This is a genomic window from Kitasatospora sp. NPDC085464 (genome assembly GCF_044541955.1).
Classification (GTDB): domain Bacteria; phylum Actinomycetota; class Actinomycetes; order Streptomycetales; family Streptomycetaceae; genus Kitasatospora.
In genome coordinates, this window is sequence record NZ_JBITTM010000048.1 from 1 (window position 1) to 26,939 (window position 26,939).

At 73.7% G+C, this 26,939-nt stretch carries 21 protein-coding genes; 9 read left to right on the top strand and 12 right to left on the bottom strand.

The window, feature by feature from the left end; all coding sequences use genetic code 11:
* Positions 1-112: 112 nt before the first annotated feature.
* Together ACIGG8_RS33575 and ACIGG8_RS33580 are read left to right on the top strand one after the other, a co-directional pair.
* Positions 113-571, top strand: coding sequence for a hypothetical protein (locus tag ACIGG8_RS33575; RefSeq protein WP_396552430.1), 459 nt, complete (start codon positions 113-115; stop codon positions 569-571).
* Positions 572-801: 230 nt separating this feature from the next.
* Positions 802-2,175 (top strand): FAD-dependent oxidoreductase, encoded by a 1,374-nt coding sequence (locus ACIGG8_RS33580; RefSeq protein ID WP_396552431.1) that lies wholly within the window; start codon positions 802-804, stop codon positions 2,173-2,175.
* A gap of 27 nt (positions 2,176-2,202) precedes the next feature.
* On the opposite strand, the gene ACIGG8_RS33585 is transcribed toward ACIGG8_RS33580, so the two are convergent.
* From ACIGG8_RS33585 to ACIGG8_RS33595, 3 genes are all read right to left on the bottom strand, one after another.
* Positions 2,203-2,883: a DsbA family oxidoreductase gene (locus tag ACIGG8_RS33585; RefSeq protein ID WP_396552432.1), complete on the bottom strand. Its 681-nt coding sequence runs from the start codon at positions 2,881-2,883 to the stop codon at positions 2,203-2,205.
* A 106-nt stretch (positions 2,884-2,989) separates the two neighbouring features.
* Positions 2,990-5,668, bottom strand: a complete 2,679-nt coding sequence (locus tag ACIGG8_RS33590) for an MXAN_6230/SCO0854 family RING domain-containing protein (protein WP_396552433.1) — start codon at positions 5,666-5,668, stop codon at positions 2,990-2,992.
* A gap of 269 nt (positions 5,669-5,937) precedes the next feature.
* Positions 5,938-6,654: a chitinase gene (locus ACIGG8_RS33595; RefSeq protein ID WP_396552434.1), complete on the bottom strand. Its 717-nt coding sequence runs from the start codon at positions 6,652-6,654 to the stop codon at positions 5,938-5,940.
* A gap of 236 nt (positions 6,655-6,890) precedes the next feature.
* Here ACIGG8_RS33595 and ACIGG8_RS33600 point away from each other — a divergent pair, with 236 nt between their 5' ends.
* A complete protein-coding gene (locus tag ACIGG8_RS33600; RefSeq protein ID WP_396552435.1) occupies positions 6,891-8,822 on the top strand; it encodes a hypothetical protein in 1,932 nt (643 codons plus the stop codon).
* A 65-nt stretch (positions 8,823-8,887) separates the two neighbouring features.
* On the opposite strand, the gene ACIGG8_RS33605 is transcribed toward ACIGG8_RS33600, so the two are convergent.
* Positions 8,888-9,082 (bottom strand): DUF6011 domain-containing protein, encoded by a 195-nt coding sequence (locus ACIGG8_RS33605; RefSeq protein WP_350526494.1) that lies wholly within the window; start codon positions 9,080-9,082, stop codon positions 8,888-8,890.
* 60 nt (positions 9,083-9,142) lie between these two features.
* On the opposite strand from ACIGG8_RS33605, the gene ACIGG8_RS33610 reads away from it, so the two are divergent.
* The gene (locus ACIGG8_RS33610; RefSeq protein ID WP_396552436.1) at positions 9,143-9,919 is read left to right on the top strand and encodes a TetR/AcrR family transcriptional regulator; all 777 of its coding nucleotides are present in this window, start codon (positions 9,143-9,145) and stop codon (positions 9,917-9,919) included.
* A 91-nt stretch (positions 9,920-10,010) separates the two neighbouring features.
* Here the strand turns inward: ACIGG8_RS33610 and ACIGG8_RS33615 are convergent, their stop codons facing one another.
* Positions 10,011-10,415, bottom strand: coding sequence for a winged helix-turn-helix transcriptional regulator (locus tag ACIGG8_RS33615; protein ID WP_396552437.1), 405 nt, complete (start codon positions 10,413-10,415; stop codon positions 10,011-10,013).
* A gap of 96 nt (positions 10,416-10,511) precedes the next feature.
* Here ACIGG8_RS33615 and ACIGG8_RS33620 point away from each other — a divergent pair, with 96 nt between their 5' ends.
* Both ACIGG8_RS33620 and rarD read left to right on the top strand, forming a co-directional pair.
* On the top strand, positions 10,512-11,366 hold the full coding sequence (locus tag ACIGG8_RS33620; RefSeq protein ID WP_396552438.1) for an SDR family oxidoreductase: 855 nt from the start codon (positions 10,512-10,514) through the stop codon (positions 11,364-11,366).
* A gap of 192 nt (positions 11,367-11,558) precedes the next feature.
* Positions 11,559-12,536: an EamA family transporter RarD gene (rarD, locus tag ACIGG8_RS33625; RefSeq protein ID WP_396552439.1), complete on the top strand. Its 978-nt coding sequence runs from the start codon at positions 11,559-11,561 to the stop codon at positions 12,534-12,536.
* A gap of 40 nt (positions 12,537-12,576) precedes the next feature.
* Here the strand turns inward: rarD and ACIGG8_RS33630 are convergent, their stop codons facing one another.
* Genes ACIGG8_RS33630 through ACIGG8_RS33640 form a run of 3 tightly spaced genes read right to left on the bottom strand, consistent with a single transcriptional unit; the run spans position 12,577 to position 15,787 of the window.
* The gene (locus tag ACIGG8_RS33630; RefSeq protein ID WP_396552440.1) at positions 12,577-13,449 is read right to left on the bottom strand and encodes an ABC transporter permease; all 873 of its coding nucleotides are present in this window, start codon (positions 13,447-13,449) and stop codon (positions 12,577-12,579) included.
* Positions 13,436-14,515, bottom strand: a complete 1,080-nt coding sequence (locus ACIGG8_RS33635; protein WP_396552441.1) for an ABC transporter ATP-binding protein — start codon at positions 14,513-14,515, stop codon at positions 13,436-13,438. Before ACIGG8_RS33635 ends, ACIGG8_RS33630 begins: the two co-directional genes overlap by 14 nt.
* 3 nt (positions 14,516-14,518) lie before the next feature.
* Complete coding sequence (locus tag ACIGG8_RS33640) at positions 14,519-15,787, bottom strand: outer membrane lipoprotein carrier protein LolA (RefSeq protein WP_396552442.1); 1,269 nt, start codon at positions 15,785-15,787, stop codon at positions 14,519-14,521.
* A gap of 181 nt (positions 15,788-15,968) precedes the next feature.
* Between ACIGG8_RS33640 and ACIGG8_RS33645 the strand changes: the two genes are divergently transcribed.
* Positions 15,969-18,557 carry a bifunctional FO biosynthesis protein CofGH gene (locus tag ACIGG8_RS33645; RefSeq protein ID WP_396552443.1) on the top strand — a complete coding sequence of 863 codons (2,589 nt, stop codon included), beginning with the start codon at positions 15,969-15,971 and terminating at the stop codon, positions 18,555-18,557.
* Positions 18,558-18,740: 183 nt separating this feature from the next.
* Complete coding sequence (locus tag ACIGG8_RS33650; RefSeq protein ID WP_350526502.1) at positions 18,741-19,856, top strand: ADP-ribosylglycohydrolase family protein; 1,116 nt, start codon at positions 18,741-18,743, stop codon at positions 19,854-19,856.
* Between the two features lie 81 nt (positions 19,857-19,937).
* Here ACIGG8_RS33650 and ACIGG8_RS33655 read toward each other — a convergent pair whose 3' ends face one another.
* The 3 genes from ACIGG8_RS33655 to ACIGG8_RS33665 all read right to left on the bottom strand — a co-directional run bounded on the left by ACIGG8_RS33655 (position 19,938) and on the right by ACIGG8_RS33665 (position 22,405).
* Positions 19,938-20,153, bottom strand: a complete 216-nt coding sequence (locus tag ACIGG8_RS33655) for a DUF397 domain-containing protein (protein WP_396552444.1) — start codon at positions 20,151-20,153, stop codon at positions 19,938-19,940.
* Complete coding sequence (locus ACIGG8_RS33660) at positions 20,150-21,013, bottom strand: helix-turn-helix transcriptional regulator (RefSeq protein ID WP_350526504.1); 864 nt, start codon at positions 21,011-21,013, stop codon at positions 20,150-20,152. Before ACIGG8_RS33660 ends, ACIGG8_RS33655 begins: the two co-directional genes overlap by 4 nt.
* A 645-nt stretch (positions 21,014-21,658) precedes the next feature.
* Positions 21,659-22,405, bottom strand: a complete 747-nt coding sequence (locus ACIGG8_RS33665) for a GPP34 family phosphoprotein (protein WP_396552445.1) — start codon at positions 22,403-22,405, stop codon at positions 21,659-21,661.
* Between the two features lie 297 nt (positions 22,406-22,702).
* Between ACIGG8_RS33665 and ACIGG8_RS33670 the strand changes: the two genes are divergently transcribed.
* The gene (locus tag ACIGG8_RS33670; RefSeq protein WP_396552446.1) at positions 22,703-25,198 is read left to right on the top strand and encodes a hypothetical protein; all 2,496 of its coding nucleotides are present in this window, start codon (positions 22,703-22,705) and stop codon (positions 25,196-25,198) included.
* Positions 25,199-25,387: 189 nt separating this feature from the next.
* Here ACIGG8_RS33670 and ACIGG8_RS33675 read toward each other — a convergent pair whose 3' ends face one another.
* Positions 25,388-26,923, bottom strand: a complete 1,536-nt coding sequence (locus tag ACIGG8_RS33675) for a glycosyltransferase family 39 protein (protein WP_396552447.1) — start codon at positions 26,921-26,923, stop codon at positions 25,388-25,390.
* Positions 26,924-26,939 lie beyond the last annotated feature (16 nt).

Consider the following 26,939-nt stretch of genomic DNA (forward strand, 5'->3'; position numbering starts at 1 on the left):
TGCAGGGGGGACCCTGTGGGAGAGTAGGACGCCGCCGAACAATCATTGCTGAAGAACCCCCATCCGGTTTCCGGATGGGGGTTCTTCGCGTTTCCGGACTAGCCTGACCGGCATGGACGAGACGGACGGGTTCGAGGCCCGGTTGCACAGCGCCTGGGAGTGGTGGGATACCGCCATCGAGGACGCCCAGGAGGGGCGCTGGACCCGTACGACGCTTGAACGCCGGGTCATGGACGACATCGCCGTCGCGACCCCGGCGTACGTGGACCCCTCCACCGAACTCCCCTGGCCCGTACGGCTCGGCCGTCTCGCTGCCTGGGCGGAGGTGCTCCGCGTCGCGGCCCGGGCCGGCGGCTGGGAGCTCGTGTCCGTCACCGGTGTGACGCCGCCCCGGCCGGCGGGTATGGCCGAACTGCTCTCTGCCATCCACGCGGTGGGCGAGCAGGGCGAGATCTGGCTGCGGCGGCTCCCCCTCGACGGCCCGCCGACGTCCCGGGCGGTCCGCGGCTTCGAAGCGTTCCTCTTCGGCCCCGGCGCCGCCGACGACCTCCGTCAGTTCTTCTACGACTGAGACCCGCGCCGTGGTCTGCCGCAGTGACGATCGAATGACGATCGAATGCCGGACGGAGCCACCGTTGCCCTTGGTGCCTGCGGCCGGATTTCCTTGTCCCGCTTGACCGTTGACCTCCGACGCGTGATCCGACCGGCACCGGCCCGACCCCGTGGCCGGCGGCCGCGCTTGGCGATCGAAGATCATCGAGCGGTAGTCTCCCTCCGCAACACGACGCGAAGGGGAGTTCGATGGCGCGGGTTGCGGTGATCGGTGGGGGTACCAGCGGGCTGGGGACAGCGCTCATGCTCGGTCGACGGGGCCACACGGTCACGTTGTTCGAGCAGGACGCGCGCGAGGCCGGAGACGACCTGAACCAGGACTTCTTCCACTGGAACAGGCCGAGGGTCCCGCAGGCCGTCCAGCCCCACTCGTTCCTCGCGCCGGTGCGTACCGTCCTGCGCGCCGAAGCCCCGGATGTCCACGCGGACCTGCTGGACCGCGGGGCCCACGAGTACCACGACTTCGACTGGTTCGAGGAGCGTCCGCCGCACCGGGCGGGTGACGAGGACCTGGTGACCCTGCGCACCCGGCGCATCGTGCTGGAGGCCGCCCTGGCCGCGGCCGTGCGGCGGGAGCCCACCGTCGAGATGCGGTCGGGCTGCCGGGTGAGTGCCCTCACCTTCGGGGAGGGCGGCCCCGCCCGGGTCACCGGGGTCCGGGTGGGCACGGAAACGCACCGGGCGGACCTCGTCGTCGATGCCTCCGGCCGTCGCTCGCCGGTTCCCGCGTGGTTGGTCGCGGCCGGTTGCCGCCCGCCGGTGGTCGAAAGCCACCGCACCGGGATCGCCTACCTGAGCCGCTGGTACCGCTTGCGCGCCGAGGGCCCGCGGGACGCGGGGCGGGTGAAGAACGGCTCGGCCGCAGCGTTCGCGTTCGCCGGTGTCTTCCCTTCCGACAACGACACCTTCGCGGTGAACGTGATGCTCTCCACGGCGGATCCGACCCGCGGCGCGCTCACCGACCCCGCCGTGTTCGAGGCCGTCGCCCGCCGCTTCCCCGCCACCGCCGCCTGGCTCGACCTGGCGGCCGAACCGCAGTCGGCCGTCCTGGCGATGGCCGGCCTGGACAACCGCTGGACCGCCCTCGCCGACGAGGACGGCCCGGTCGTCACCGGCCTGGTCAACGCCGGCGACAGCCTCGTCCACACCAACCCCACCCTGGGCCACGGTGTGGCCCTCGGCCTGCTCGCCGCCCAGTACCTGGCCACCCATGCCGACCGGATCGCCGCGGACCCGACCGACTACCACGCCTGGACGACGCAGGCGCTCCGCCCTTGGTTCGACGCGCAGGTGACGGCCGACCGGGCCAACGAGCAACGGCTCGCCGAGGGTTCGACCCTCCCGGAGCGACGGGCGGCCGCCGTGGCCGCCTGCGCCTTCGACGACCCGGTCGTCATGAGGGCCCGGGCCCAGGTGCGCCATCTGGTGCGGACGGCGGACGAGGCCTACGGCAGCGAGGAGGTGGACCGGCACGTCACCGCCTGGCTGGCTGCCCGACCGGACTTCACGCCGGAGCACGACGGTCCGACCCGGGCCCAGTGGGAGGCGCTCATCCCGGCCTGAGCGCCGGGGCAGGCGGTCGGGCCCGTGCTACTCCTTCGGCGCGAGCGGCGTCAGCGGCGTCAGCGGCACGGTGACCCGGCTCTCCCAAGCCTGCTCCAGCGCGCGGGTGAACGTTTCCGCAGGCTGGGCGCCCGAAACGCCCAGCCTGCGGTCCAGGACGAAGAAGGGCACGCCCGTCGCCCCCATCGCGCTCGCCGTCGTCTCGTCCTCGCGGACCGCGTCCGCGTACGCCTCCGGGTCGGCCAGCACGGCCGCCGCCGCCGCACCGTCCAGCCCGGCCTCGGCGGCCAGCTCGACCAGCCGGCCCTCCTCGAACGCCGAGCGCTCGTCGGCGAAGTTGGCCCGGTAGAGCACGTCCAGCAGCTGGGCCTGCCGACCGTGTTCCTCGGCGAAGTGCAGCAGGCGGTGCATGTCGAAGGAGTTCGCCGCGTCACGCCCCTCGCTCAGGTACGGCAGCCCCTCCGCGCGCGCGTTCTCGGCGATCCGCGCCTCCGCCGCCACGGCCTGCTCCAGGCTCATCCCGTACTTGGCGGCCAGCAGCGGCACGACCGGACGGGCCTCGTGCGGCGCACGCGGGTCCAGCTCGAAGGAGCGGTGGACGACCTCGATCTCCTCGCGGTGCGGGAACGCTTCCAGGGCCCGCTCGAACCGCGCCTTGCCGATGTAGCACCACGGGCAGTTGATGTCGCTCCAGATCTCGACGCGCACGGCGCTGCTCTCCTTCCCTCGCGCAGGCCCTTCCCGCGTCGATCTCCGGCGTCAACGCGGTCGGGAGCCTGAATATTTCAGGACAAGAAATATTCAGGCTCCGGCGTCACGGTCGAGGCGCCAGCCCGGCCACCAGGTCCCCGGCGGTCAGCCGCTCCAGCTCCTCGGCCGCGGCATCCACCGGCCCGGGGTACAGCCGGTACAGCGCGCCGGACAGCTGCTCCGGCACCGGCACGTCCCCGTCCACCAGCGCGACGAACGCGCGCCCGCCGTTCGGAAGCCGGGCCGTCCCGGTGCCGTCATCGTCCCGGAGCGCCCGCAGCCGTGCGGCGAAGGAGCCGAGGTCCTCGCCCTCCCGCCGGCGCCACCGCCGCACGGGGCCGCCGTCGCGTCCGCGCACGTGCACCACGTCGGTGCCGGCCGCCGCCCGGGCGCAGGCGACGTCCCACAGGGTGGCCCGGTTCTCCGGGCCGAAGTGGGCGAGCACGTCGCGGCTGAGCGCGCCGACCTCGGCCTGGTGCCGGTACACGCTGTGGTAGCCGCCGTCGGCGCCGGTGTTGAGGTCCGTCCAGGTGTACCGCCGCTCCGCCAGGTCGACGATCATGGGCACGGAGATCTTGGCGTCGCCGACCAGGTCCAGCCGCTGCCGGACCGTCCGCGGGTGGTAGTGCGCCCCGCCGGACGGTGTCGCGCCGAGGTCCATGAAGCCGGCGAAGGCCTCGGTCAACTGCTCGAAGGCGACGTCGTTGTAGCTGAACACGATCACCACGGCGTACCGGGCGCCGCCCGCCGCCAGCCGGGCGACGTCCAGGTCGACGAACTCCGTGGCGCCGTTCGGCGGCGGTGCCGAGACGTAGTCCCCCGAGTGCACGGCGGCCCGGTCGCCGTGCACCAGGTTGGTGAAGTCGCACAGCCCGCTGAACCGCCACTGTCCGTCGTACAGGGCGACCGAGAGGTCGAGGTCCACCCGCAGGTGCTCCGGCTGCATCCAGTGCACGAACAGCCGCAGCCGCTCGCCCTCCGGCAGCCGCTGCCGACTGCCGCGCGGCACGCAGACCAGCGTCTTGGCGGCGGCCCGCTCGGCGAACGGCGCGACCAGGTCGACCAGCCCCTCGTCGAGCAGCGCCAGGTCGTACCGCTCGCCGCCGGTGCTCCGCCGCAGCAGCTCCGCCTCGATCAACGCGCAGACGGGAGCGCTGAGTTCGGTGGGCACCACGGTGCCGTGGTCCTCCCGGGCGTGCGCCAGCGAGACGGTGCCCCGGGGGAAGTAGAGCCGTCGCTCGCCTGCTGTACGGGCCCCGCGCAGCCGTCCGTACGCGCCGAGCAGCGGCCCGGGCGCGACCCGTTCGAGCGCGCCCGCGACCGCTTCCAGCAGCTCCGGGGGCAGCGGGGCACCGGGCGCGCGGGTGGCGTGCACCCTCAGCACGTGGTGCAGCCGGCGGACCAGCTCGCCGGGGCGGCCGGCCAGGACGCGGACCGCGCGGACGGCGTCCCCGGCGGCCAGCAGGGACTCGACCCGCCCGGCGAAACCGGTGAACGCCAGCCGGGTGCGTTCCCGGCCCGGTTCCCCGCCGGTGACCACGCGCAGCGGCGCGGGCGGCTCGGCGAACTCTCGGCCGACCTCGTGCGTGCGCAGGTCCGTCTCCCGCAGCAGCACGAACGCGGCCGTCACCGCGGGGAAGTGCCGCCGGTACTCGTACGGGTGCAGCAGCTCGCCCGCGCGCAGCCAGGCCGAACGGTGGCGGCGCAGGTCCTCGGCGAGGGCGACGGGGGAGAGGCCCTCCAGGACCTCCAGCAGGCCGCGGCGCAACGGCCGGGGCAGGTTGCGCAGTCGCAGCCGCCGCGCGGTGGCGGGCAGCAGGTCGGGCTCGGCGCCGGACCACGCCCAGAGCAGCCGCAGCACATCGGTCGCGGTGTCGACCCGTTCGGCCAGGACGGGCAGGGCGTCCGCGCCTCCACGGCGCAGCAGGGCGGCGAGCACGGTGGCCTTGGTCTCGCGCAGCGGGATCCGCTCGGGCAGGCGCTGCGGCAGGTCCTCCGGTGCGTGGGCCAGCAGCGCGGCGAGGTCGTCCCGGTCCTGCGGGGAGAGCGGGGTGCGGCGGGCCAGCAGCCGGTGGAACTCGGCCATGGCGCCGGTGACCTGGTCCTCGGCGATCAGTCGCAGCGGGCGCAGGGCCTGGCGGCCGCCGAAGTCCTCGGCCGCCCTTCGGCCGACCGTGCTGTCCTCGCCGAGGTAGGTGCCGGCGTCCAGTGACGTGCCGCAGACCGGGCACCGCTCGCCCCGCCCCTCCTCGGCCAGCCCGTCGTGGCAGGGGGTGCAGAGCAGGTGCGCGCACGGTGCGAGTGCGCCGATGCCGACCTGGGAGCCGCGCCGACCGCAGTGAGCGCAGGGCTGGTTGGGCTGGTTGAGCAGGAAGGCCCGGATCTGCCGGGTGTAGAAGACGTGCGCGTGGTCGGGCACGGCGTCCGGGAAGCGGCGGAACAGCGGGACGTGCTCGCGGTCCGCGCCCAGCAGGTGGTCGATCCTGGCGAGCAGCCCGTCGCCGAGTTCGGCGAGCCGGACGGGCGTCAAGCGGGCCAGGGCGGCCCGCAGCCGACCGGTCAGGACGTAGCCGCGCCGGACCAGATCGGCGTCGAGGGCCACCAGCCCCCGGGCGCTCCACGGGTCGGCGGTGGGCAGCAGCTCGCCGGGGGCCACACAGACGGCGCCGCGCCGGCGGAGAAGGAAGGAACCGAGGTCGAGATCGACGTCGACGTCGAAGGGAGCCGCGATGGCTCGGGGCATGCGGAGAGATCCCCCCCACGGAGGCGGAAAGAAGAAAGGGGGCGGAGAGGGGGCGCGCTACAGGGTCCGAGGAAGGATGAGAAGGAAGCGCGTCGCGGAGCCGCCGACGTGGTCACCATAGCCGGGTCCTGCCGCTCCGCCCACCGATTATTTTCGGCCGCTCCAGAGTGGGAAGTCGGCCCGGCCGACTTCCCACTCCGCGTCAGCGAGGCCTCAGCGCCGCACCGGCGGCTCACCGACGCCGCACCGAGACCTCGGCGCCGCGTCGATCAGCAGGAGATGTTGCCGCCGCCGACGTCCGTGCCCAGGGTGCCGACGAACTTCCGGTAGAGGTTGATGCGGTCGTTGCGCTGGTCGGGGTTCTTGCCGTTGCACTCCAGGGCGCCGTTGATGCTGCGGATGGTCTCGCCGAAGCCCCTGTTGTTGACGATGGCGTCGTGCGCGGTCATCCGTCCGGCGCCGTTCTGGCTGTTCCAGAACCAGAGGGCGGTCTTCCAGGAGGTGGCCGGGTTCCTCTCGACCTGGTACGGGTCGTGCAGCAGGTCGATGTGCAGGGCGTCGCCGGCGGCCTTGTAGTTGAAGTTCCAGCTGAGCTGCAGCGGGCCGCGCCCGTAGTACGCGGACTGCCCGGCCGGGCACCCGTAGGGCTGCGAAGTGTCGCAGTAGTGCGGGTAGTTGGCCTTGTTCTGCTCGACGACGTACTTCAGGCCGCCGGTTTCGTGGCTGACGTTGGCGAGGAAGGCGGCGGCCTCGCGCTTGCGGGTGGCGGTGTCGCCGGTGGCGGCGAACTTCGGGTAGGCGTTCAGCGCGTCGACCAGGCCCTTGTACGTGTAGAAGGGGTTCCGGCTCGGGAACATCTGGTTGAACTGGGACTCGCTGACCACGAACGAGCCGGCGGCGGACGCCGGGGCGGTCTGACCGGCGAGGGCGAGGGTGCTCAGGACGGCGGCCGAGGCGGCCAGCGACATGGTGCGCGAAAGCTTCATCGGATCCTCGATGTGTCCTCGATCGACAGGGGGACGGCGGCACTTCGGCTGCGAAGCGCCTCGGCCATCGTGGTGGCAGGTGGCTGCGAGTTGCATGCCTCGGAGGTCTGAACCACTCGTAAGGGCCGTATCCGATCGGAGAGTTGGCCGGAGTTCACCGTCAGGCTGATCACCGGGGCGTCGCCCGCACCGGATAGCCTCGTCCGGATCGAGACGACGCAACCGGGGGGCAAGGCATGGGCGGTCACACCGACGACGAGGGCGACGCCCGGCTGGCCGCCGAGGGGGAGGTCGCGGTCGCCCGGCTGGCGATCGACTCCGGTGAGCTCGACCACGCCGCCGACCACCTCTCCGACGCCATCCTCGCCGACCCGCAGCTGCCCGAACTGCACGAGGCGCTGGCCGAGTTGTCCGCCGCTGCCGGCGGCCCGGCGGCCGCGCGCGAGCTGTTCCCGCTGGACGGCGAGGTGTACCTCGGCACGGTCGTCTGCCGCGCCCACGTGGAGGCGGCCGCCGGGGACTGGGACGCCGCCGTCGGCCTGCTCGCCTCCGCCATCCAGTACGAGCCGGCCCGGCCCTGGGCGCACACCGCCTGGCTGGCCCGGGAGGACCTGCCCGGCCTCGTCGACCCGGACGCCGTCGCCCAGGCGGTGGCCCGCGCGGCCGGCGCCCTGCCCGACCCGCTCCCCGCCGAACTGGCCGATTCCGTACGGCCCTTCGACGTGTTCGTGCAGGCCGTGCTGGCCCGCCACGGCGACCACGCGCTGCTGCTGGCGATGGCCTCCGGCCTGACCCGGCGGCTCGGCGCCACCGCCCACGCCGTCGAGCTCGCCGAACGGGCCCATCGCGCGGCACCCGGGTACCTGCCCGCCGTGATGCTCGGCAACGCCCTGCGCGCCGACGGCCGTCCGGAGCGCGCCCTCGCGGTCTGGGAGGCCGAGTTGGAGCGGGTCGCGCCGGACCGGGACAACTCCAGCAGCTACCTCGCCGTCGACGTGGCCGAGTTGTACGGCGCCCTCGACCGCCCCGCCGAGGGCCTGCCCTGGCTGGACCGGGTGCTCGCCACCGAGCCCGACCACCCCAAGGCGGCCCCGGCCCGGTACGGCCTGCAGCACGCCCTGGACGGCGACCCGGCGCACCTGCTGGGCCTGGCCGACCACCACCGCGCCCACCCCGACCACGAGTACGCCCAGGACGTCCTGGCCCGGTTGAGCCACCAGGAGCCCTGGCTCGGCATGGTTCCGGGCACGCCCGAGGCCACCGTCAACCTGCTGCACCAGGTCCTCGCGGCGCCCGACACCGACCGCGGGACGGCGATCGACTGCAACGTCTCCACCCTCGAACCGCCCAGCTCGCAGCTCGCCCTCCACCTCGCGCTGCCGCTGTGCGCCGTCGTCTACCAGTCCGTCGACGAACCCGACCCCCGGCGGCCGCTGACCGCGACCGCCACCCGGGTCTGGGCCTGGGAGGGCACCGACCCCAGGCCCGCCGTCGCCCCGCCCGCGCCGGAGAGCGCCGAACTCGTCCGCGCCACCGCAGGGATCGTCTGGCCGACCGTCCCGGCCGCGTACGACCACGCCGTCCGCCTCGCCGGGTTGTCGCTCGACGACCTGCTCGGCGTCCTGACCCACCCGCCACTGCCGCCCGAGGACGAACTCGGCCGGGCCCTGCTCGCCCACCAGCCCGAGCTGTGGGTGCGTGCCGTCCAGTCCTTCGCCTGCCTCGGCATCGCCCACCACCGCACCGACCAGCCGTGGCCGGAGTCGGAGCGCCGCCGGGTGCTGCTCGACCTGCTGCTCGGCCCGGAGGACTGGGTCGCCGAGGCGGCCGGCTTCGCGCTGGTCGCCATCGGCTGGACGCACCCGGAGGCCCGCGCCGACATCGCCGGGCAGCTCCGGCGGCGGCTGCACTACTGCGTCGACGCCCGGCGGGTGCGCGTGGTGACGATCCTGCGCTCGGTGTGCCGACTGGTGCTCGCCGCGCCCTGGGTGTCGCCCGCCGACCGCGACCTCGCACGGGCGGCCATCCGCGCCGAGGACGCCGCCGACGCCCCGAAGTCCGAGCCCGACCCGGCGCCCGCGCCCGAGTCCGACCCGGCGCCCGAGCCGGAACGGCCCCCGGGACCGCAGCGCCCCGGCTTCCTCGGACGGTTGCTCGGCCGCGGCTGACCCCGCACCGGCGCCGCACCGGCCCCGCGCAAACCCCGCACTGACCCCGGCTCACCCCCGAGCGGCTACCCGACGCCCGGCAGCGGATCCTGGTCGACGTCGAACCGCGCGACCCGCTCCGCAGGGTCGCGGCACTCCGGCCCCAGCCGCAGCATCCGCGACTCCGGGTCGTGCAGCGGTCGGTGGCAGCGGCGGCAGGTCACCCGGGCGCGGAGGGCCTGCGCGGTGTCCGTACCGGGGAGTGGCTCAGGGCTGGTCATGGGGAGACGGTAGCGGTCCGGCCGTTCGGGGCCCCCGGGGATGCGTGAAACGATGACCCCATGGCCACCGACCGCAGCAGCGCAGGAGATCCGGCGCGCACCCTCGCCCTGCTCTGGGGGCTCACCGCCGAGGAGAAGCCCGGCCGGCGCGGGCCCAGGCAGGCGCGCTCGACCGGTGAGATCGCCGCCGCCGCGGTCGCCCTGGCCGACGCCGAGGGCGTGGACGCCGTCACCATGCGCCGGGTCGCCCAGGAGCTCGGGCTCTCCCCGATGGCGCTCTACACCTACGTGCCCGGCAAGGCCGAGCTGCTCGACCTGATGCTGGACACCGTCTACGCGACCATGCCCCGCAGCGCCCCCGCCGGCGACGGCTGGCGCGCCCGGGTCACCGCCGTCGCGGACGACAACCGCGCGCTGCACCGCGCCCACCCCTGGGTCGCCGCCGTGTCCACCAGCCGCCCGCCGCTCGGGCCCGGCCTGATGGCCAAGTACGAGTACGAGCTGCGTGCCTTCGAGGACACCGGTCTGACCGACGTCGAGCTGGACGCCGCGCTGACCCACCTGCTCGGCTTCGTCCAGACCTGCGCCCGGATGGCCGCCGACGAGCGCGCCGCCCAGCAGGACAGCGCGATGACCGACGAGCAGTGGTGGGCCGCCAACGCCGAGCTGCTGGCCCGGGTCTTCGACCCCGAGCGCTACCCGGTGGCCGCCCGGGTCGGCGCCGCCGCCGGCGAGGCGCACGGCGGCGCGTACAGCCCCGACCACGCCTACGCGTTCGGCCTGGCCCGCGTCCTGGACGGCCTGGCAGCCCTCGTCGGCGAGGCCCGGCCGGCCTGACCGCGCAGCCCCGCCGCCCCTGCGCCCCGCCGCCCCTGCGCCCCGCCGCCCCTGCGCCCCGTCACCCAGGCCACCCCGCCGCCCCGGCGGATCAGCGGGGCCTGGCGTCGTACTCCTCGCGGGCCTCGGAGACGGCGCACATCCGGGCCTCCACCCAGTGCGCGAGCGCCGAGACGTACTCGGCCGCCTCCATGCCGAGCGGGGTGAGGCTGTAGTCCACCCGGGGCGGGATCACCGGGTGCGCCTCCCGCAGGACCATGCCGTCCCGCTCCAGCGTCTGCAGGGTCTGCGAGAGCATCTTCTCGCTGACCCCGGCCACCCGGCGGCGCAGCTCGCTGAAGCGGTAGCCGCGTTCCCGCAGGGCGATCAGCACCAGGACCCCCCACCGGCTGGTGACGTGCTCCAGCACGCCCCGGGAGGGGCACATCCGGTCGTAGACGTCGGGCACCCGGTCCAGCAGCGACCGGTCCTCCTCGACTACCTCGATTACCTCCATGTCAGTACCGTACTTCAAAGTGCGTACTATCCAGAAGTTAGTGCCCTCCCTAGGGTGAGTTTCGAAGACACCGGAACACCCACAGGGAGCAGAACCATGTACGTCGTCACCGGAGCCACCGGACAGCTCGGCCGCCTGGTCGTGGAGGGCCTGCTGGCGGCCGTGCCGGCGAGCGAGATCGCGGTCGTGGTCCGCTCGGCAGCCAAGGCCGAGGAGTGGGCGGAGCGAGGTGTCCGGGTCCACGAGGCGGACTACGGCCGGCCCGAGACGCTCGCCGGGGCCTTCGCGGCCGGTGACCGGGTGCTGCTGATCTCCGGGAACGAGTTCGGCAGCCGGGTGGCCCAGCACGGTGCGGTGATCGACGCGGCCAAGGCCGCCGGGGTGGCGCTGCTCGCGTACACCAGCATCCTGGGCACGGCGACGTTCCGGCTGGGCGACGAGCACAAGGCGACCGAGGAACTGCTCCTCGCCTCCGGCCTGCCGTACGCGCTGCTGCGCAACGGCTGGTACACCGAGAACTACCTGGGCGACGTGGCCGGCACGCTGGAGCGGGGCGTGGTGCTCGGCAGCGCCGGGGACGGCCGGGTGGCGACCGCCCCGCGCCGGGACTACGCGGACGCGGCGGTGGCGGTCCTGACGGGCGAGGGCGACGGCCACGAGAACACGGCGTACGAGCTGAGCGGTGACGCGGCCTGGAGCCTGTCCGAGCTGGCCGCCGAGCTGGCGGAGGCCTCGGGCAGGCCGGTCGTGCACCGGGACGTCACCCCGGCCGAGCACCGCGAGGTGCTGGTGGGTGCGGGGATGCCGGAGGGCTTCGCCGAGGTGTTCGTCGACGTGGACGCCGGCATCGCCCGCGGAGAGCTGGCCGGCACCCCGGGCGACCTGGCCCGGCTGATCGGCCGCCCGACCGTCCCGCTCGCGGAGTCCGTCCGCGCCGCACTGACGGCCTGAGCCTTCCGAACGGATCGCCCGGGCGCTCGCGTCGACCCGCCCGGTCGGGTGCACCCCCGCCGACCGGCCCGGACGTCGGAAACGTCCAGCATTCAAGCAATGTCATGACCAAAATCCGGAAACGGAGATGACAGCCTGCCCTTCCGCCAGCTACGGTCACCTGACCACACGCGCGCGGAAGGGCACTCGGCCATGCCACAGTCAGAGCAGCAGGACAGCGGCCGGGGCCTCTGGTACGGCTTCGCGGCCTACGGGATCTGGGGGCTCTTCCCGCTGTTCTGGCCGTTGCTGGAGCCGGGCGCCGCCGACGACATCCTGGCCAACCGGATGGTCTGGTCGCTGGTCGCGGTGGTCCTGATGCTGGTCGCCCAGCGGCACTGGGGCTGGATACGCCCACTGCTGCGCCAGCCCCGCCGGCTCGCCATGCTGGCCGGCGCGGCCGCCGTGATCTCCGTCAACTGGGGCGTCTACATCTGGGCCGTGAACTCCGGACACGTCGTCGAGACCAGCCTCGGCTACTTCATCAACCCGCTGGTCACCATCGCGTTCGGCGTCCTGGTCCTCAAGGAGCGGCTGCGCGTCGCGCAGTGGACGGCGGTGGGCGTCGGCGCACTCGCCGTCGCGGTGCTGAGCGTCGCCTACGGGCAGCTGCCGTGGATCGCGCTCACCCTCGCCTTCTCCTTCGCCACCTACGGCCTGCTGAAGAAGAAGGTCGGGCTGAGCGGGCTGGAGAGCCTCGCGGCGGAGAGCGCCTTCATGTTCCCGTTCGCGCTCGGCTACCTGGTCTACCTGGAGCTCAGCGGGCGCGGCACCTTCGGGCACACGGTGGCCGGCTCGTACGGCTGGGGGCACTCCGGGCTGCTGATGCTCAGCGGTGTGATCACCGCGATCCCGCTGCTGTTCTTCGGCGCGGCCGCCGTACGGGTGCCGCTGACCGTGCTCGGGCTGCTGCAGTACCTGGCGCCGGTGTTCCAGTTCCTGATCGGCGTCGCCGTCTTCCACGAGGCGATGCCGCCCGCCCGCTGGGCCGGCTTCGCCCTGGTCTGGGCCGCGCTCGCGCTGCTCACCTGGGACGCGCTGCGCCAGGTGCGGGCCGACCGCGCGGTGCGGGCCGCGACCGTGCCGCAGCCCGCACCCGCGCGGACGGCCGGGGCGGCCGTCACGCGCTGAACGCCGTCACGCGCTGATGGTCGTCACCTCTTGACGATCGTCACGCGCTGATGTCCCGGCTGGTGAAGCGGGACCAGGCCGCCGAGCCGAACACGGCGACGTAGGCGGCCTGCAGCCCGAGGTTCTTCAGCACGTCGTCCCAGTACATCGGCTGGCGCAGCAGGTCGGAGAAGCTGAGCCAGTAGTGCGTGAACAGGAACGGCCTGATCGCGTCCAGCTGCGGGAAGGCGTCCAGGATCTGGACGGTGATCACCAGCCCGACGGTCGCGGCCATCGCCGCGATGCCGCTGCCGGTGAGCGTGGAGACGAACAGCCCGATCGCGACCAGCCCGGCCAGCGAGGCGGCGACCACGCCGGCCACCAGCACCGCGCGCAGCAGCGCCTCGGTGAAGCCGATGGTGTCACCGGAGATCAGCGTGACCTCGCCGAGCGGGAAGAGCGCGGCGCCGGTGGCCAGTGCCGCGGCCGCGACCGCCGCCGTCGCGGCCAGGCAGAACACCAGCCCGGCGGTGAACTTGGCGGCCAGCAGCCTGGTCCGCCCGGCCGGGGCGACCAGCAGGTAGCGCAGCGTCCCGGTGGCCGCCTCGCCCGCCACCGAGTCCCCGGCGACGACGCCGACCGTCATCGGCAGGAAGACCGGCAGCGCGACCGCCAGTGCGGTGAAGACCAGGAACAGCCCGTTCTGGGTGGTCTGCGCGATGAAGCTCGGACCGCCGCCCTCGTGCGGGCTGTCCGTGTTGAGCTTGACGACCACCCCGATCAGGACCGGCAGCACCGCCAGGATCCCCAGCAGCACCTTGGTGCGCAGTCGGCGGAAGGTCAGGTGCAGCTCGTTGCGGAACAGCGCCAGGAACCCGGACGCCGTCTGCGGCCGCCGGCCCGTACGCGGCGCAAGCGCCTCAGCCCGCGACATCGAAGCCCTCCCCGGTCAGCGCCACGAAGGCGTCCTCCAACGTGCCCCGCTCCAGCCCGAAGCCGTGCACCCGCACCCCGGCCTCCACCAGTGCCGCGCACAGCTTGGGCAGCGCGTCGTCTCCCCGCTCGCCCGGCTCGCCGTCGATCCGGCCCTCGCCGGGCACCAGGGCGGTGACCTGGTGGGCCGCCAGCACCTCGGCGGCCTGCGCCACGTCCGGGGTGCGGACCACCAGCCGGCCCTGCGCCCGGGCGGCGAGCTCGGCGACGGTGCCCTGCACCACCAGCCGGCCCCGGGACATCACTGCCGCGTGGGTGCAGACCTGTTCGATCTCGTCCAGCAGGTGCGAGGAGAGGAACACCGTGGTGCCCTCCGCCGCGACCTCCCGGACCAGCGCCCGGATCTCCCGCATGCCCTGCGGGTCCAGTCCGTTGGTCGGCTCGTCCAGCACCAGCAGTTCGCGCGGCTGCAGCAGCGCGGAGGCCAGGCCCAGGCGCTGCTTCATGCCGAGCGAGTACGCGCGGGCCTTCTTGCCCGCGGCGGCGCTCAGGCCGACCCGCTCCAGCGCCGTGTCCACCCGCTGCGGCCGGGTGCGCGGGTCGGCGGTCGGGTCGGCGGAGTCGAACCGGACCAGGTTGTCCCGCCCGGAGAGGAAGCCGTACAGCGCGGGGCCCTCGATCAGCGCGCCCACCCGGGGCAGCACGGAGGCGACGGACTGCGGCATCGACTCGCCGAGGACGGTGGCCACGCCCGCGGTGGGGGCGATCAGACCCATCAGCATCCGGATGGTGGTGGTCTTGCCGGAGCCGTTGGGGCCCAGGAAGCCGAAGACGGAGCCGCGCGGAACGGCCAGGTCCAGGCCGTCCACGGCGAGCTGGCCGCCCCGGAAGCGCTTGGTGAGGCCGCGGGTCCTGATGACGTCGTCGCCGGCGGAACCGGCGGAGGCAGCAGGGGAAGCGGGGGAAGCGGGGGAAGCGGGCGGAACGGGAGCGGGGGCCGGGCGCGATTCGGCGCCCGGACCCCCGGCCGACTCCGTAACGTCCCCCGTTACGGGAGTCCTGGTCATCCGTCAGTTCACCCCGGCGGCGTGCTGCAGGGTCGGCAGGGTGACCGCGCCGGCGAAGACCCGGCCGTCGTCGGTGAGCAGGACGTTGACGACCTTGGTGCCGATCAGGGTGCCGCCGTCGACCTGCTTGCCGAGTGACTTCATCAGCCCCTGCGGGTTCACCGAGCCGCGGCCGCCGTGCTTGCCGTCGCCCTTGCCGTCGCCCTTGGCATCGCCCTTCGGCATCTCGACCGCACCGCTGGGCAGCTGCGAGGTGAACACGGCCGTCCAGCCCTCGCCGATCACGTTCATGCCCTCGTGGCCCTTGGCATCGCCCTTGGCCTCGCCCTTGCCCGCGGCGTCGCCCTTGCCCGCGGCCTTGCCCCCGGTCGCCGCGTCGTCCGCCTTCTGCTCCGTCACCTTGGCGCCCTTGGGGGCGGTGAAGTCGAAGGTCTTGGCGGCCGGCTTGGCGAAGGACACGTCGGTGAAGTGGACGTCCAGCACGGTGGTGCCGTCGGTGGACTTCACCGCCACCGCCAGCGGCACCCCGTTGTCGGCGGCCACCGAGATCCGGACCTCGGCGATGGTCGAACCGCTCTGGGTCGGCTTCACGCTCAGCTGGTAGGCCTTCTGCCCGGCCACGTTGGCCGTGCCGGCCACGGTGACCGCGGTGGTGCCGGCGCTCGCGGTCAGGAACTGCCGGGCGGCCTCCTGCGGGGCGGTCGGCAGCTCGGCCAGCGGGGCCCGGGGGTGCTGGTCGGCGGGCCGGCCGGTCATGTGCACCGCGCTGTTGGACGAGCTGTCCCAGGCCCAGGCCTGGTCGCCGTTGCGGACCACCGTGTAGCCGGCCATGTTCTCCATCATGTCGACCCGCTGGTGCTCCGGGCCGTCCACCGCGACCCGCAGCGTCCGGTCGCCCCCGAGCAGGCCGAGCAGCTTGGCCTGCGGGTCGGCCGACGCGCCCGCCGCGTCCCCGCCGTGCCCGGACGCCGCCGCGCCGAGCCCGCCGGCCATGCCCAGCAGCTGGCTGGGCAGGCCGAGGTCGGTGCTGACGGAGACCGTCCCGGACAGGGCCTGGGTCTGGGAGCCGAGGGCCTTGGCGACGACCTGCTCCGCCGTCAGCGTCGGCAGGTCGGGCGGGGAGTCGGCGGCCAGCGCGGGCACCAGCCCGATCCCCGTGGCGATCACCGCGGCCACCGCCAGCGGCACCCCGGCACGCACCAGGACGTGCCGCCGAGAGCGGTACGGAACGCCGCCGTCCTGGTCGTCCCCCGTCGCCGTCTCATTGGTCATGGCGTACTCAACTCCTCTGCGGACACGCGCGATTGGTCTTGCCCCTCCATTAGAGGCCGCGGTGCCACCGGCGTCATCGCCCTGCAGGGCCAGATCGGGTTGGCCTTCGTGGGTATGCCGACCCTGAGACGGTCTCAGGGTTGCTCATCCCGGGGTACCGCCGCTGGCGTAGGGTCGCGCCATGGACGGAACCGCCATGGACGCAAGCAACCCCCCGACCGCGAACGCGATGCGCCGCGCCCTGCGCCGCGCCCGGGACGGCGTCGCCCTCGACGTGACCGAGGCCGCCGTACTGCTGCAAGCCAGAGGCGAGGACCTGCGGGACCTCTGTTCGAGCGCCGCCCGGGTGCGCGACGCAGGTCTCGAAGCGGCCGGCCGTCCCGGCGTCATCACCTACTCCAAGAGCGTGTTCATCCCGCTCACCCGGCTGTGCCGCGACAAGTGCCACTACTGCACCTTCGTCACCGTCCCCGGAAAGCTGCGCCGGGCGGGCCAGGGGATGTTCATGTCCCCCGACGAGGTGCTGGAGGTGGCCCGCCGCGGGGCCGAACTCGGCTGCAAGGAAGCCCTGATCACGCTCGGCGACAAGCCCGAGGACCGCTGGCCCGAGGCCCGCGAGTGGCTGGACGCGCACGGCTACGACGACACCATCGCGTACGTGCGGGCGATGTCGATCCGCATCCTGGAGGAGACCGGGCTGCTGCCGCACCTCAACCCCGGGGTGCTGAGCTGGACGGACTTCCAGCGGCTCAAGCCGGTCTCCGCCTCGATGGGCATGATGCTGGAGACCACCGCCACCCGGCTGTGGAGCGAGCCCGGCGGTCCGCACCACGGCTCCCCGGACAAGGAACCCGCCGTCCGCCTGCGGGTGCTGGAGGACGCCGGACGCAGCTCCGTCCCGTTCACCAGCGGCCTGCTGATCGGCATCGGCGAGACCTACGAGGAGCGCGCCGAGTCGCTGTTCGCGCTGCGCAAGGTCTCCCGCGCCTACCACGGCATCCAGGAGCTGATCCTGCAGAACTTCCGCGCCAAGCCGGACACGGCGATGCGCGGCATGCCGGACGCCGAACTGGACGAGCTGGTCGCCACCGTGGCCGTCGCCCGGCACCTGCTGGGCCCGGCCGCGTGCCTCCAGGCCCCGCCGAACCTGGTGGACGGCGAGTACGAGCGGCTGATCGCGGCCGGCATCGACGACTGGGGCGGGGTCTCCCCGCTCACCCCGGACCACGTCAACCCCGAGCGCCCCTGGCCGCAGATCGAGCGGCTGGCCGAACGCTCGGCGGCGGCCGGCTTCGAGCTGCGCGAGCGCCTCGCCGTCTACCCCGACTACGTGCGCCACGGCGAGCCCTGGCTGGACCCGCGGGTGCTGCCGCACGTCCGCGCGCTGGCCGACCCGGAGACCGGCCTGGCGAAGCCGGACGCGGTGGTCCGCGGCCTGCCCTGGCAGGAGCCCGAGGACCTGCCGGAGTCGTACGGGCGGACCGACCTGCACGCCACCATCGACACCGAGGGTCGCACCGGGGACCGCCGGGCCGACTTCGAGGACGTGTACGGCGACTGGGAGGTGCTGCGCGAGCAGGTGCTCGCGAAGGGCGCGCCCGAGCGCCTCGCCGGGGACCTCCGGGAGGCCCTGGCGGTGGCGGCCGACGACCCGGTGAAGCTGACCGACGACCAGGCGCTGGCCCTCTTCCACGCGGACGGCCCGGCCCTGGACGCGCTCTGCCGGATCGCCGACGACGTGCGCCGCGCCGCCGTCGGGGACGACGTCACCTACTGCGTCACCCGGAACATCAACTTCACCAACGTCTGCTACACCGGCTGCCGGTTCTGCGCCTTCGCCCAGCGCCGCACCGACGCGGACGCCTACACCCTCTCGCTGGAGCAGGTCGCCGACCGGGCCGCGCAGGCCTGGGAGGTGGGTGCCACCGAGGTCTGCATGCAGGGCGGCATCCACCCGGACCTGCCCGGCACCGCCTACTTCGACATCGCCCGCGCGGTGAAGGAGCGGGTGCCCGGCATCCACGTGCACGCCTTCTCCCCGATGGAGGTCGTCAACGGCGCGACCCGCACCGGCCTCTCGATCCGCGAGTGGCTGCAGCGGGCCAAGGAGTCGGGCCTGGACACCATCCCGGGCACGGCCGCCGAGATCCTGGACGACGAGGTCCGCTGGGTGCTCACCAAGGGCAAGCTGCCGGCCGCGACCTGGGTCGAGGTGGTCACCACCGCGCACGAGCTGGGCATCCGGTCCTCGTCCACGATGATGTACGGGCACGTGGACACCCCGGAGCACTGGCTCGGCCACCTGCGGCTGCTCGCCGGGATCCAGCAGCGGACGGGCGGGTTCACCGAGTTCGTGACCCTGCCGTTCATCCACACCAACGCCCCGGTGTACCTGGCCGGCATCTCCCGGCCCGGCCCGACCGCCCGGGACAACCGTGCCGTGGTCGCGATGGCCCGGCTGCTGCTGCACCCGCACATCCCGAACATCCAGACCAGCTGGGTCAAGCTGGGCGCCGAGGGCGCGGCCGAGATGCTCCGCTCCGGAGCCAACGACCTGGGCGGCACCCTGATGGAGGAGACCATCTCGCGGATGGCGGGCTCGGCGTACGGGAGCTACAAGTCGGTGCGCGACCTGCAGGCGATCGCCGAGGCCGCGGGCCGTCCGCACCGCCAGCGCACCACCACCTACGGTGAGGTGCCGGCCGAGCGCCGGGCCGCGGCGCTGGCCTCGGACGGGCACCTGCCGGAGCTGCTGCCCGTACTGGACTGACCGTGCCGGACTGACCGTGCGCGCCCCGGCCGCCGCCCGCGCGGCGGCCGGGCCCGGCACCGGGGAAGGGCACTGAAGTTCGAGGGATCCCGTCGATCCGCACGGCCGTCGAAGTACAGTGCGAGGGCGCGCGACCGGCCGAGCGTCGCGTCGCCCCACCCCGAGGAAAGGCGCCCCGTCGTGATGCCACTGTGGTCACGCGCCCAGCAGCAGGACTACCGAAGCCGGGTGCGGGGCTGCCTGCTCGGCGGGGCCATCGGCGACGCGCTCGGCGCCGGCGTCGAGTTCGAGGCGCTGGAGAAGATCCGGGCCCAGCACGGGCCGCAGGGCGTCACCGGCTACGTCCCCGCGTACGGGCGCACCGGCGCCGTCACCGACGACACCCAGCTCAGCCTGTTCACCGTCGACGGCCTCATCCGCGCCCACATCCGGCGCGACACCGGCAGCTGGCACCCGCCCACCGACCTGCACCTGGCCTACCTGCGCTGGGCCGCCACCCAGCGCGACTGGGGCCCGGACGAGCGCCGCCCCGACCTCGGCTGGCTGGGCCGCGAGGAGTGGCTGTACGCCCAGCGCGCGCCCGGCCAGGGCAGCCTGTCCGGCCTCACCGGGCCCGACGCCGAGCGGCTCGGCACCGTGGAGCGGCCCAAGAACCCGCACTCCAAGGCCTGCGGGACGGTGGTGCGGGCGGCGCCGTTCGGGCTGCTCACCACCTGGGAGCCGGGCCTGGTGTTCCAGCTCGCCGTCGAGTGCTCGGTGCTCACCCACGGCCACCCGACCGGCTACCTCGCGGCGGGCGCGTTCGCGGTGATCGTCCAGGCGGTGGCCCGCGGCGGCACCCTGGAGGAGGGCGTCCACCTCGCGCTCGCCCTGCTCTCCGAGCGGCAGGCGCACGAGGAGACCACGGCCGCGCTGCGGGCCGCGCTGGACGCCGTCCGGGCCGGCGAGCCCTCCGCCGACCGGGTCGAGGCGCTGGGGGAGGGCTGGGTCGCCGAGGAGGCGCTGTCGATCGCGGTCTACTGCGCGCTGGTCGCCCACGACGTCCGCTCGGGCCTGCTGCTCGCCGTCAACCACTCCGGGGACAGCGACTCCACCGGCGCGATCTGCGGCAACCTGCTCGGGGTGCTGCACGGGGACACCGCGCTGCCGCCGGGCCTGGTGGCGGGCGTCGAGGGGCGCGCGGCGATCCTCGAACTCGCCGACGACTTCGTGCTGGAGCTGATGCACGGCGCCGAGCTGCACGACCGGCAGACGGCGGAGGGCGTCAACTGGGCCGTCCGTTACCCCGTGACGGGCTGAACACCCCGCGAGGGGCCGGGCGCCGACCCCGACGCGCCGGGTGCGGAACCGCGCGGGCGGGTGCGGAACCGCGCGGGCGGGTCAGCCCGGGAGCTCGCCGAAGGCGCCCGCCGCCGCCGCCGTGGCGAAGGCGTTCCAGGCTTCGGTCGAGAAGCGCAGCTGGGGCCCGCGGGGGTCCTTCGAGTCCCGGACGGCCACCGCCCCCGTGCCGGGGACGGCGATCTCCACGCAGGCGCCCTGGCCGCCGCTGTGACTGCTCTTGCGCCATCGGGTTCCGTACTCGGACGGGGTGATCATTCGTGGAATTCCTTTTCGATGTCGGCTATCAGCGACCGGCTCTCCGCGACACCGAGTGCGGCCGCCCTCAGGTAGTCGTACAGACCGGTATAGCGGCGCACATCAGCCTCCTTCTCCAGGTAGAGATCGCTCGTCACACCTTCGAAGTAGACAACCGTGGAATCGGCTGACTCCGGGAACTCCAGCAGGGAGAATGTCCCGGTCATGCCGGGGTGCGCGCCGTGCGAGAACGGGATCACCTGGATGGTGATGTTCGGGCGCAGGCTGAGCTCCAGCATCTGCTGCAGCTGGCGGGCCATCACCGCCTTGCTGCCGACCTCGCGGCGCAGCACCGCCTCGTCTATGACGGTCCACAGGCTGCCCAGCTGGTTCTCGCCGTGGACGCGCTCCTGCCGTTTCATCCGGACCTGCACCCGGCGCTGCACGGCGTTCGCGTCGGTGTCCGGCTGGGTGCCCTCGACCACGGCCTGGGCGTACTGCTCGGTCTGCAGCAGGCCCGGGACGAAGGAGGACTCGTACGCGCGGATCGAGGAGGCCTCGGCCTCCAGGCCGATGTAGACGCTGTAGGGGGTCGGCATGTCGTTGAAGTCGTGCCACCAGCCGCGCTGGCGGGACTCCTTGGCCATCTCCATCAGGCTGGCGCGCATCTGGTCGTCGGACACCTTGTACACGTCGCAGAGGTCCCGGACGTCCCGCTGGCTGATGCTGCGGCGACCGTTCTCCAGCCGGCTGATCTTGGACTGGGAGACCATCAGCCGGCCGGCGACCTCCTCGGCCGTCATGCCGAGGCCCTCGCGGAGCTTGCGCAGCTCGGAGCCGAGGCGTCGGCGGCGGACGGTGGGATTGACGTTGGCGGACACTTCGACCTCCGGCCGGACCTCTGGTGATCGTTGGAACGGCAGCCCTCGGAACACTTCGGACATTGGGAGCAACCCCCCTGACTTGGAGCAGCATGTCACCTTGGGCCAGGTCGGCGCCGGGGAATCACAGCAGCGCGGTAGAACAGATCATCGGAATAGCGCTTCCGCGGGACAGCGAAAGCCCCCAGGTGGTAATGCGGCTCGACGACTCGGACAGGTAGTGCGACGGATGTCCCCGGGGGCGCCTCCGCACGTGCCTCCGGCATGTGTGGGAGCCGCGGCCGCAGGCCTCCGGGGACGGCAAGAGGGGCGGTCGCCGGGCGACTTGCGTCGCGGGGCGACCGCCCCTCGGTGCTTCCGGTGGTGCTCTTCGTGCTCTTCGTGCTCGTCGTGCTCGCCGTGCTCGCCGCGCTTGTCGTGACTGTCGTTCGGGCGGCGCGGGTGGCGCTCCTCGTGCTCAAGGTGCCACTGGTACCGGTCGTGCGGGTGTGCGTCGGTCGTGCGTCGGGTCGCTCAGCGCCTCCGGGGGCGCGGGCGATGCGGCCCGCGCCGTCCGGCGTGCCCTCGGGAGCGGCGGACGGCACACCGGGCGCCCGTCCGTCCGTCAGCGGGCCCGGCCGACGGGCCCCGGTCGGCGAGCGCCGGTCAGCGGACGCCGACCCGGGAGGCGGGGACCCGCCCGCCCGAACCCCGGCCCGCCGTACGGGAGCCGGCGCGGCCGGCCACGGGGGCGGGCCCGGCGCCCTGGGAAGAACGGTTCTGCTGCGTCGGCAGGCCGTTCTGCACGTCCATCACGGCGTGCGCGACCATCCCGCCGAGCGGGTCGTACCGGATCAGGTCGCGCAGCCGCGACCGCGAGGACCGGCCCTCGTTGCCCGGGTACAGGTGCTTGCCCAGCCCCACCGAGTGGGCGAGCGCCGCGAGCGCCGCGGTCCGCGGGTCCGGCGGCACACCGGTGCGGATCGCGGTGTCCAACCGCTGCTTGATCGCGGCGTTGGTGCAGTCGTCGGACGCCTGGTACCGGATCGTCGGCAGCACCCCGCACACCTGGCCCGGCACGGCCGTCACCATGCCGCAGCGCTCCAGGTGCGCCAGATAGGTCTGCCGCAGCCCCAGCCGGGGCCCGCCGATCCAGTGCGCCGCGCGAACCGGACTGCCGCGTCGGCGCAGCAACTCCAGTGCGTGGTCAAGGGTCGGGTCGCCGGTCGGCCGCGCCAGCACGACAGCGATCCGGTCTCCCTCCGGTACGATCCGTCCGGCCAGGGACAGCTCGACGAGCTGCGCCCCGGCGAGTCCGAGGTCGAGGGTCTGCGGCTGCGCCGTGGTACCCGTGGTCGGGTCCAAAGCGAGCAGCAAGAGTTCCTCGGGAACAGTTCTGCGGCTCTTGCCCATCCAAGCCTCCCCGCGTGGATGAGAGACAGGGTGACGCCTCTCACACGGGCTTGTCGAGTACGCCTCCGAATCGTGACCTTGCGGTGAAGGCGCGGAACCGGCGGCCTCGGGCCCGGCGTCTGACCGGTGAACGGACCGCGGTGCGGCCGAGCGATGGCAATAAGCGCCGGTCGGGCGGGGTGTGCGCGGTGGGAACGGCCGTCGGTGGCGGAGACTGTACAGGTACACGGGGCGGGGCGTCGGCTTCCCGAAATCGGGTTCGCCGGTGCCCCACGGGCGTTGAGGAGGCTGGGATACGTGGGCGAGTCCCCCGACAGGGTGCTGAGGGACGGCGAGCGGGAGCAGGGCCGCGAACGCGAACGGACCGGTACGACGGCCGGTGTCGCCGAGGGCGGTTCCGGCCCGGCGGCTGCCGGGGCGTCAGCCGCGACCTCCTCGGACGGTTCGTCGGACAGTTCGGCGTCGACCTCGGGCGAGGCGCCCGCGAAGGCAGCCGCGAAGCCGTCCTCGGAGTCGTCCGCGGCGGCGCCCGCGAAGGCCTCGGCGGAGGTGCCCGCGAAGGAGCCTGCGAAGGAGTCCGCGAAGGAGCCTGCGAAGGAGTCCGGCGACGCTCCGGTGGCCGGGGCCAAGGGCGGCTCGACCGTACAGCTCCGCGTCCGGGATGTGGACAGCAAGACGACGATGCTGCGGCTTCCGGTGGACAACAAGACCACCGCGCTGCGGCTGCCCGACGAGCTGGTGAAGGCCGCCGGTAACGGGAGTTCCGGTGATGAGGGGGAGAAGAAGGAAGCCCCGTCGGCGGACGCCGAGTCGAAGAAGCCCGCCGAGCGCCCGTCCGTCGCTGACCCGCGTCTCGCCATGCGGACGAAGGCGGCGGCGGAGAAGGCTGAGGACAAGGCCGAGGGGAAGCCCGAGGACAAGGCAGAGGACAAGGCGGCCGAGCCCGCCGGAGCCGCAGCCGGGTCCGAGGCCGCGCCGGCCGCCAAGGCCGCCAAGGCCGCCAAGGCCGTTGAGGACGGGAAGGCCGAGGAGACCGGCAAGGCGGCGAAGGCCGAGGAGACCGGGAACTCCACGAAGGCCGACGGCGCCGCAGCCCCCGCCGAGAACACCGAGGAAACGGACGGATCCGAGCAAGCCGAGGAGGCCGACGAACCCGAAGGCCCCTCCGCCGAGGACTCTCCCGCCGCCGACGCCGCCCCCGTCACGCTGACCGAGACCGGGCAGCCCGGTCAGAAGGCGGGGCAGGCCGAGAAGCTGGAGAAGCCCAGGCCGCTGCGCGCCTCCGCCGCGTCCGCGGCCGGCACCGTGCCCGAGCCGCCGGCGCCGGCCCCCGTACCGGAGCCCGAGCCGACGCCCGGCCCGGAACCGCTGCCGAAGCCGGCCCCCAAGCCCGCGCCCGGACCCGCGCCGGCCCCGAAGCCGCTGCCCCGGCCCGACCCGCGGCCGGTCCCGCCGGTCCCGCCGCTGCCCCGGCCCGAGCCGCTGCCCTCCCCGGAGCCACTGCCCTCGCCCGAGAACACCGCGGAGGCGATGGAGGTCCTGGCCTCCCTCAACGCCCGCCCGGTCTCGCCGCTGCGCCGCGCCCTCAAGCGGGTGACGATCTGGACCGTCTTCGTCGCCGTGGTGCTCGGCGCCCTCGCGGTGGCCCAACTGCTGCGGCCGCTGCCGGACGCCAAGGCGAAGATGACCGCCGCGGGCAGTTTCAGCTTCTCCGGTGATCAGCTCGACCTCGCCTGGCCGGCCAAGGGCCAGTCCGCCGCCGAGGTGGTCGGGGTCGGCAGCCTCGGCAGCTCGGGCCCGGAGACGCCGGCCTCGATCGCCAGCGTCACCAAGGTGATGAACGCCTACCTGATCCTGCAGAAGTACCCGCTGAAGAAGGGCGAGAGCGGCCCGAAGATCGTCGTCGACAAGCAGGCCGCGCAGGAGTCCGGCAACGTCGACGAGTCCAAGGTCACGCTCACCGAGAACCAGGTGCTCACCGAGTACCAGGCGCTGGAGCTGCTGATGCTGCCCTCCGCCAACAACGTGGCCCGGCTGCTCGCCCGCTTCCACTCCGGATCCGAGGACGCGTTCGTCAAGGTCATGAACGACACCGCCTCCAAGTTCGGCATGACCAACACCATCTACGCGGACCCGGCGGGCTACAACTCGGACACCAAGTCCACCGCCAAGGACCAGCTGAAGCTGGCCGAGCAGGTCATGCAGGACGAGATCTTCCGGCAGATCGTCTCCACCCCGGAGACCAACTTCAACAACGTGAAGATCCCCAACACCAACAACCTGATCAACCCGAAGACCGGCGTCATCGGCGTCAAGACCGGTTCCAGCACCCCGGCCGGCGGCTGCCTGATGTGGGCCGCGTACAAGGAGATCGGCGGTGTGAAGCGGCTGATCCTCGGTGTCACCCTGGGCCAGCCGGCCACCTCGCCCGCTCCGGGCGACGGCATCCTGCCGACCGTGCTGAAGGTCAGCGGCAAGCAGATCCAGGCCGCGCAGAACGGCGTGACCGGCCAGACCGTGGTGAAGAAGGGCGACGTCGTCGGCTCGGTGGACGACGGTCTCGGCGGCTCGGTCCCGCTCGTCGCGACCAAGGACCTGGTGGTGGCCGGCTTCCCGGGGATCTCGGGCACGGTCACCCTGGACGCGGCGAAGATCGGCCACAGCGAGCAGGCCGGCAAGGAGGTCGGCACGCTGCAGGTGGGCACCGGCGACAACAAGGTGGAGGTCCCGGTGGCCCTCCAGTCGGACCTCAACCCGCCGTCCATCCAGTCCCGCCTGCTGCGCATGCTGTGAGGCACTGACGTCGCCGAGCGGCCGAGCGGCCGAGCGGCCGAGCGGCTGAGCGGCTGGGCCACTGAGCCGCCGCGACGCCGAGCCGACGAGCCGGCGGAGAAACGCCGAAGGGGAGCCGGTCCGTACCGGCTCCCCTTCGGCGTTCGTGGCCGTGGCCCGTGGCCGTGGCCCGCGCCCTCCCGCCCGCGCCTACGTGTCGCGGTCGAGCAGCGCGAGCGTGAACCCGCCGAGCGGCGTGACCTGGTCCGGGTCGCCGTACTGCGTGCGGAGCAACTGCGCCTGGTCCGTCGGCATGGCGCCCAGCGGGTCCGCGGTGTCACCGAGGACCAGCAGCCAGATCCGGGACACCGAGCCCAGACAGTCCTCCGGCTTCGTGCAGGCGACCGGCGACAGGTCCTCCGCGTCGTCGGCGCTCTGCGCGACGAACACCGGGTACGGGTGGACGTCCGACGGCAGGTAGTGGCTGACGCCCGGCCAGACCATCGCCCAGGACTGGTTGCCCAACGGGGCCGCCATCCCGTCCCCGGAGTGGTAGCCGACGGCGATCGTCCGGGCGGCCACCCGGAACGGCTCCTCCGAGCCGGTGTGCGAGCCCACGTACCGGATCGCGGGCTGCCTGGGCAGCGCCGCCACGGCCGGTACGGCGAGCATGCCCGCCGCCACCACCCCGGCCACCGCCACGGCCCTGCGGGGCGCCGGACCGCGTCGGACCAGGGCCGCCACCGCACCGTAGGCCGCACCGACCCCGCCCCCGGCCAGCACCGCCCACGCGGGCACCGTGAACAGCAGGTACCGGTCGATGAAGTACGAGGTCTCCCCGAGGCGGGACACCAGCCAGACGCTCACCACCGGCAGCTCGGCGAGCAGCAGCGCCTGCCAGGCCTGCAGCCGCCGACCCGGCAGGGCCAGCGCCGGGACGGCCAGCAGCACGAAGGCGTAGAACACCAGGTGCGAGCCGAACAGGGACTCGCCGAAGCGGGCCAGGCCGCGCAGCGACGGCGTGGCGATCCAGCCCAGCTGCCGGTCCGACTGGCGGCTGCCCAGCAGCACCACCGGCAGCACCGGCAGCGCGGCCACCACGACCGCCAGCGGGTACTGCCACAGCAGCCGCCGGTCCGTCGCCTCCCGGGTGCGCCACAGGTGCAGTCCGACCAGGGCGGCCTGCCCGGCCACCGTGCTGAACGACACCAGGTGCCCCGCGCCCGCCAGCGCCATGGCCGCGCAGTACGGCGCCCAGCGCCGCCAGGTCGGCCGCTCCAGGGCCCGCAGCAGGAAGTAGGTCGCGGCCGCGATCGCACAGGTCACCAGCGCGTACGAGCGCGCCTCCTGGGCGTAGCGGGAGACCAGCGGCGGCACCGCGAACAGCAGGCCGGCCCCGATCGCCGCGACCCGCCCGCCGAACAGCCGCCGGGCGGTGAGCGCCACGAACGCCGCGGCGCCCGCCATGGCCAGCACGGACGGAATCCGCAGAGCCACCGCCGAGTCGCCGAAGACCGCGGTCCAGCCGTGCATCAGCAGGTAGTAGGCGCCGTTGCTGGCGTCGATGTGCTGGAGCAGCCGCAGCATGTCGCCCAGCGAGCGGGTGGCCACCGTCGAGGTCGCGATCTCGTCCCGCCACAGGTCCGGGGTGCCCAACCGGTACGCCCCCACGGCCAGCATCACCAGCGCGGGCCACAACCACACCTGCCCCAGCAGTCGGCCGACCGGGCGCACAGCAGGTCTCATCGGGTCCTTCGTCTCC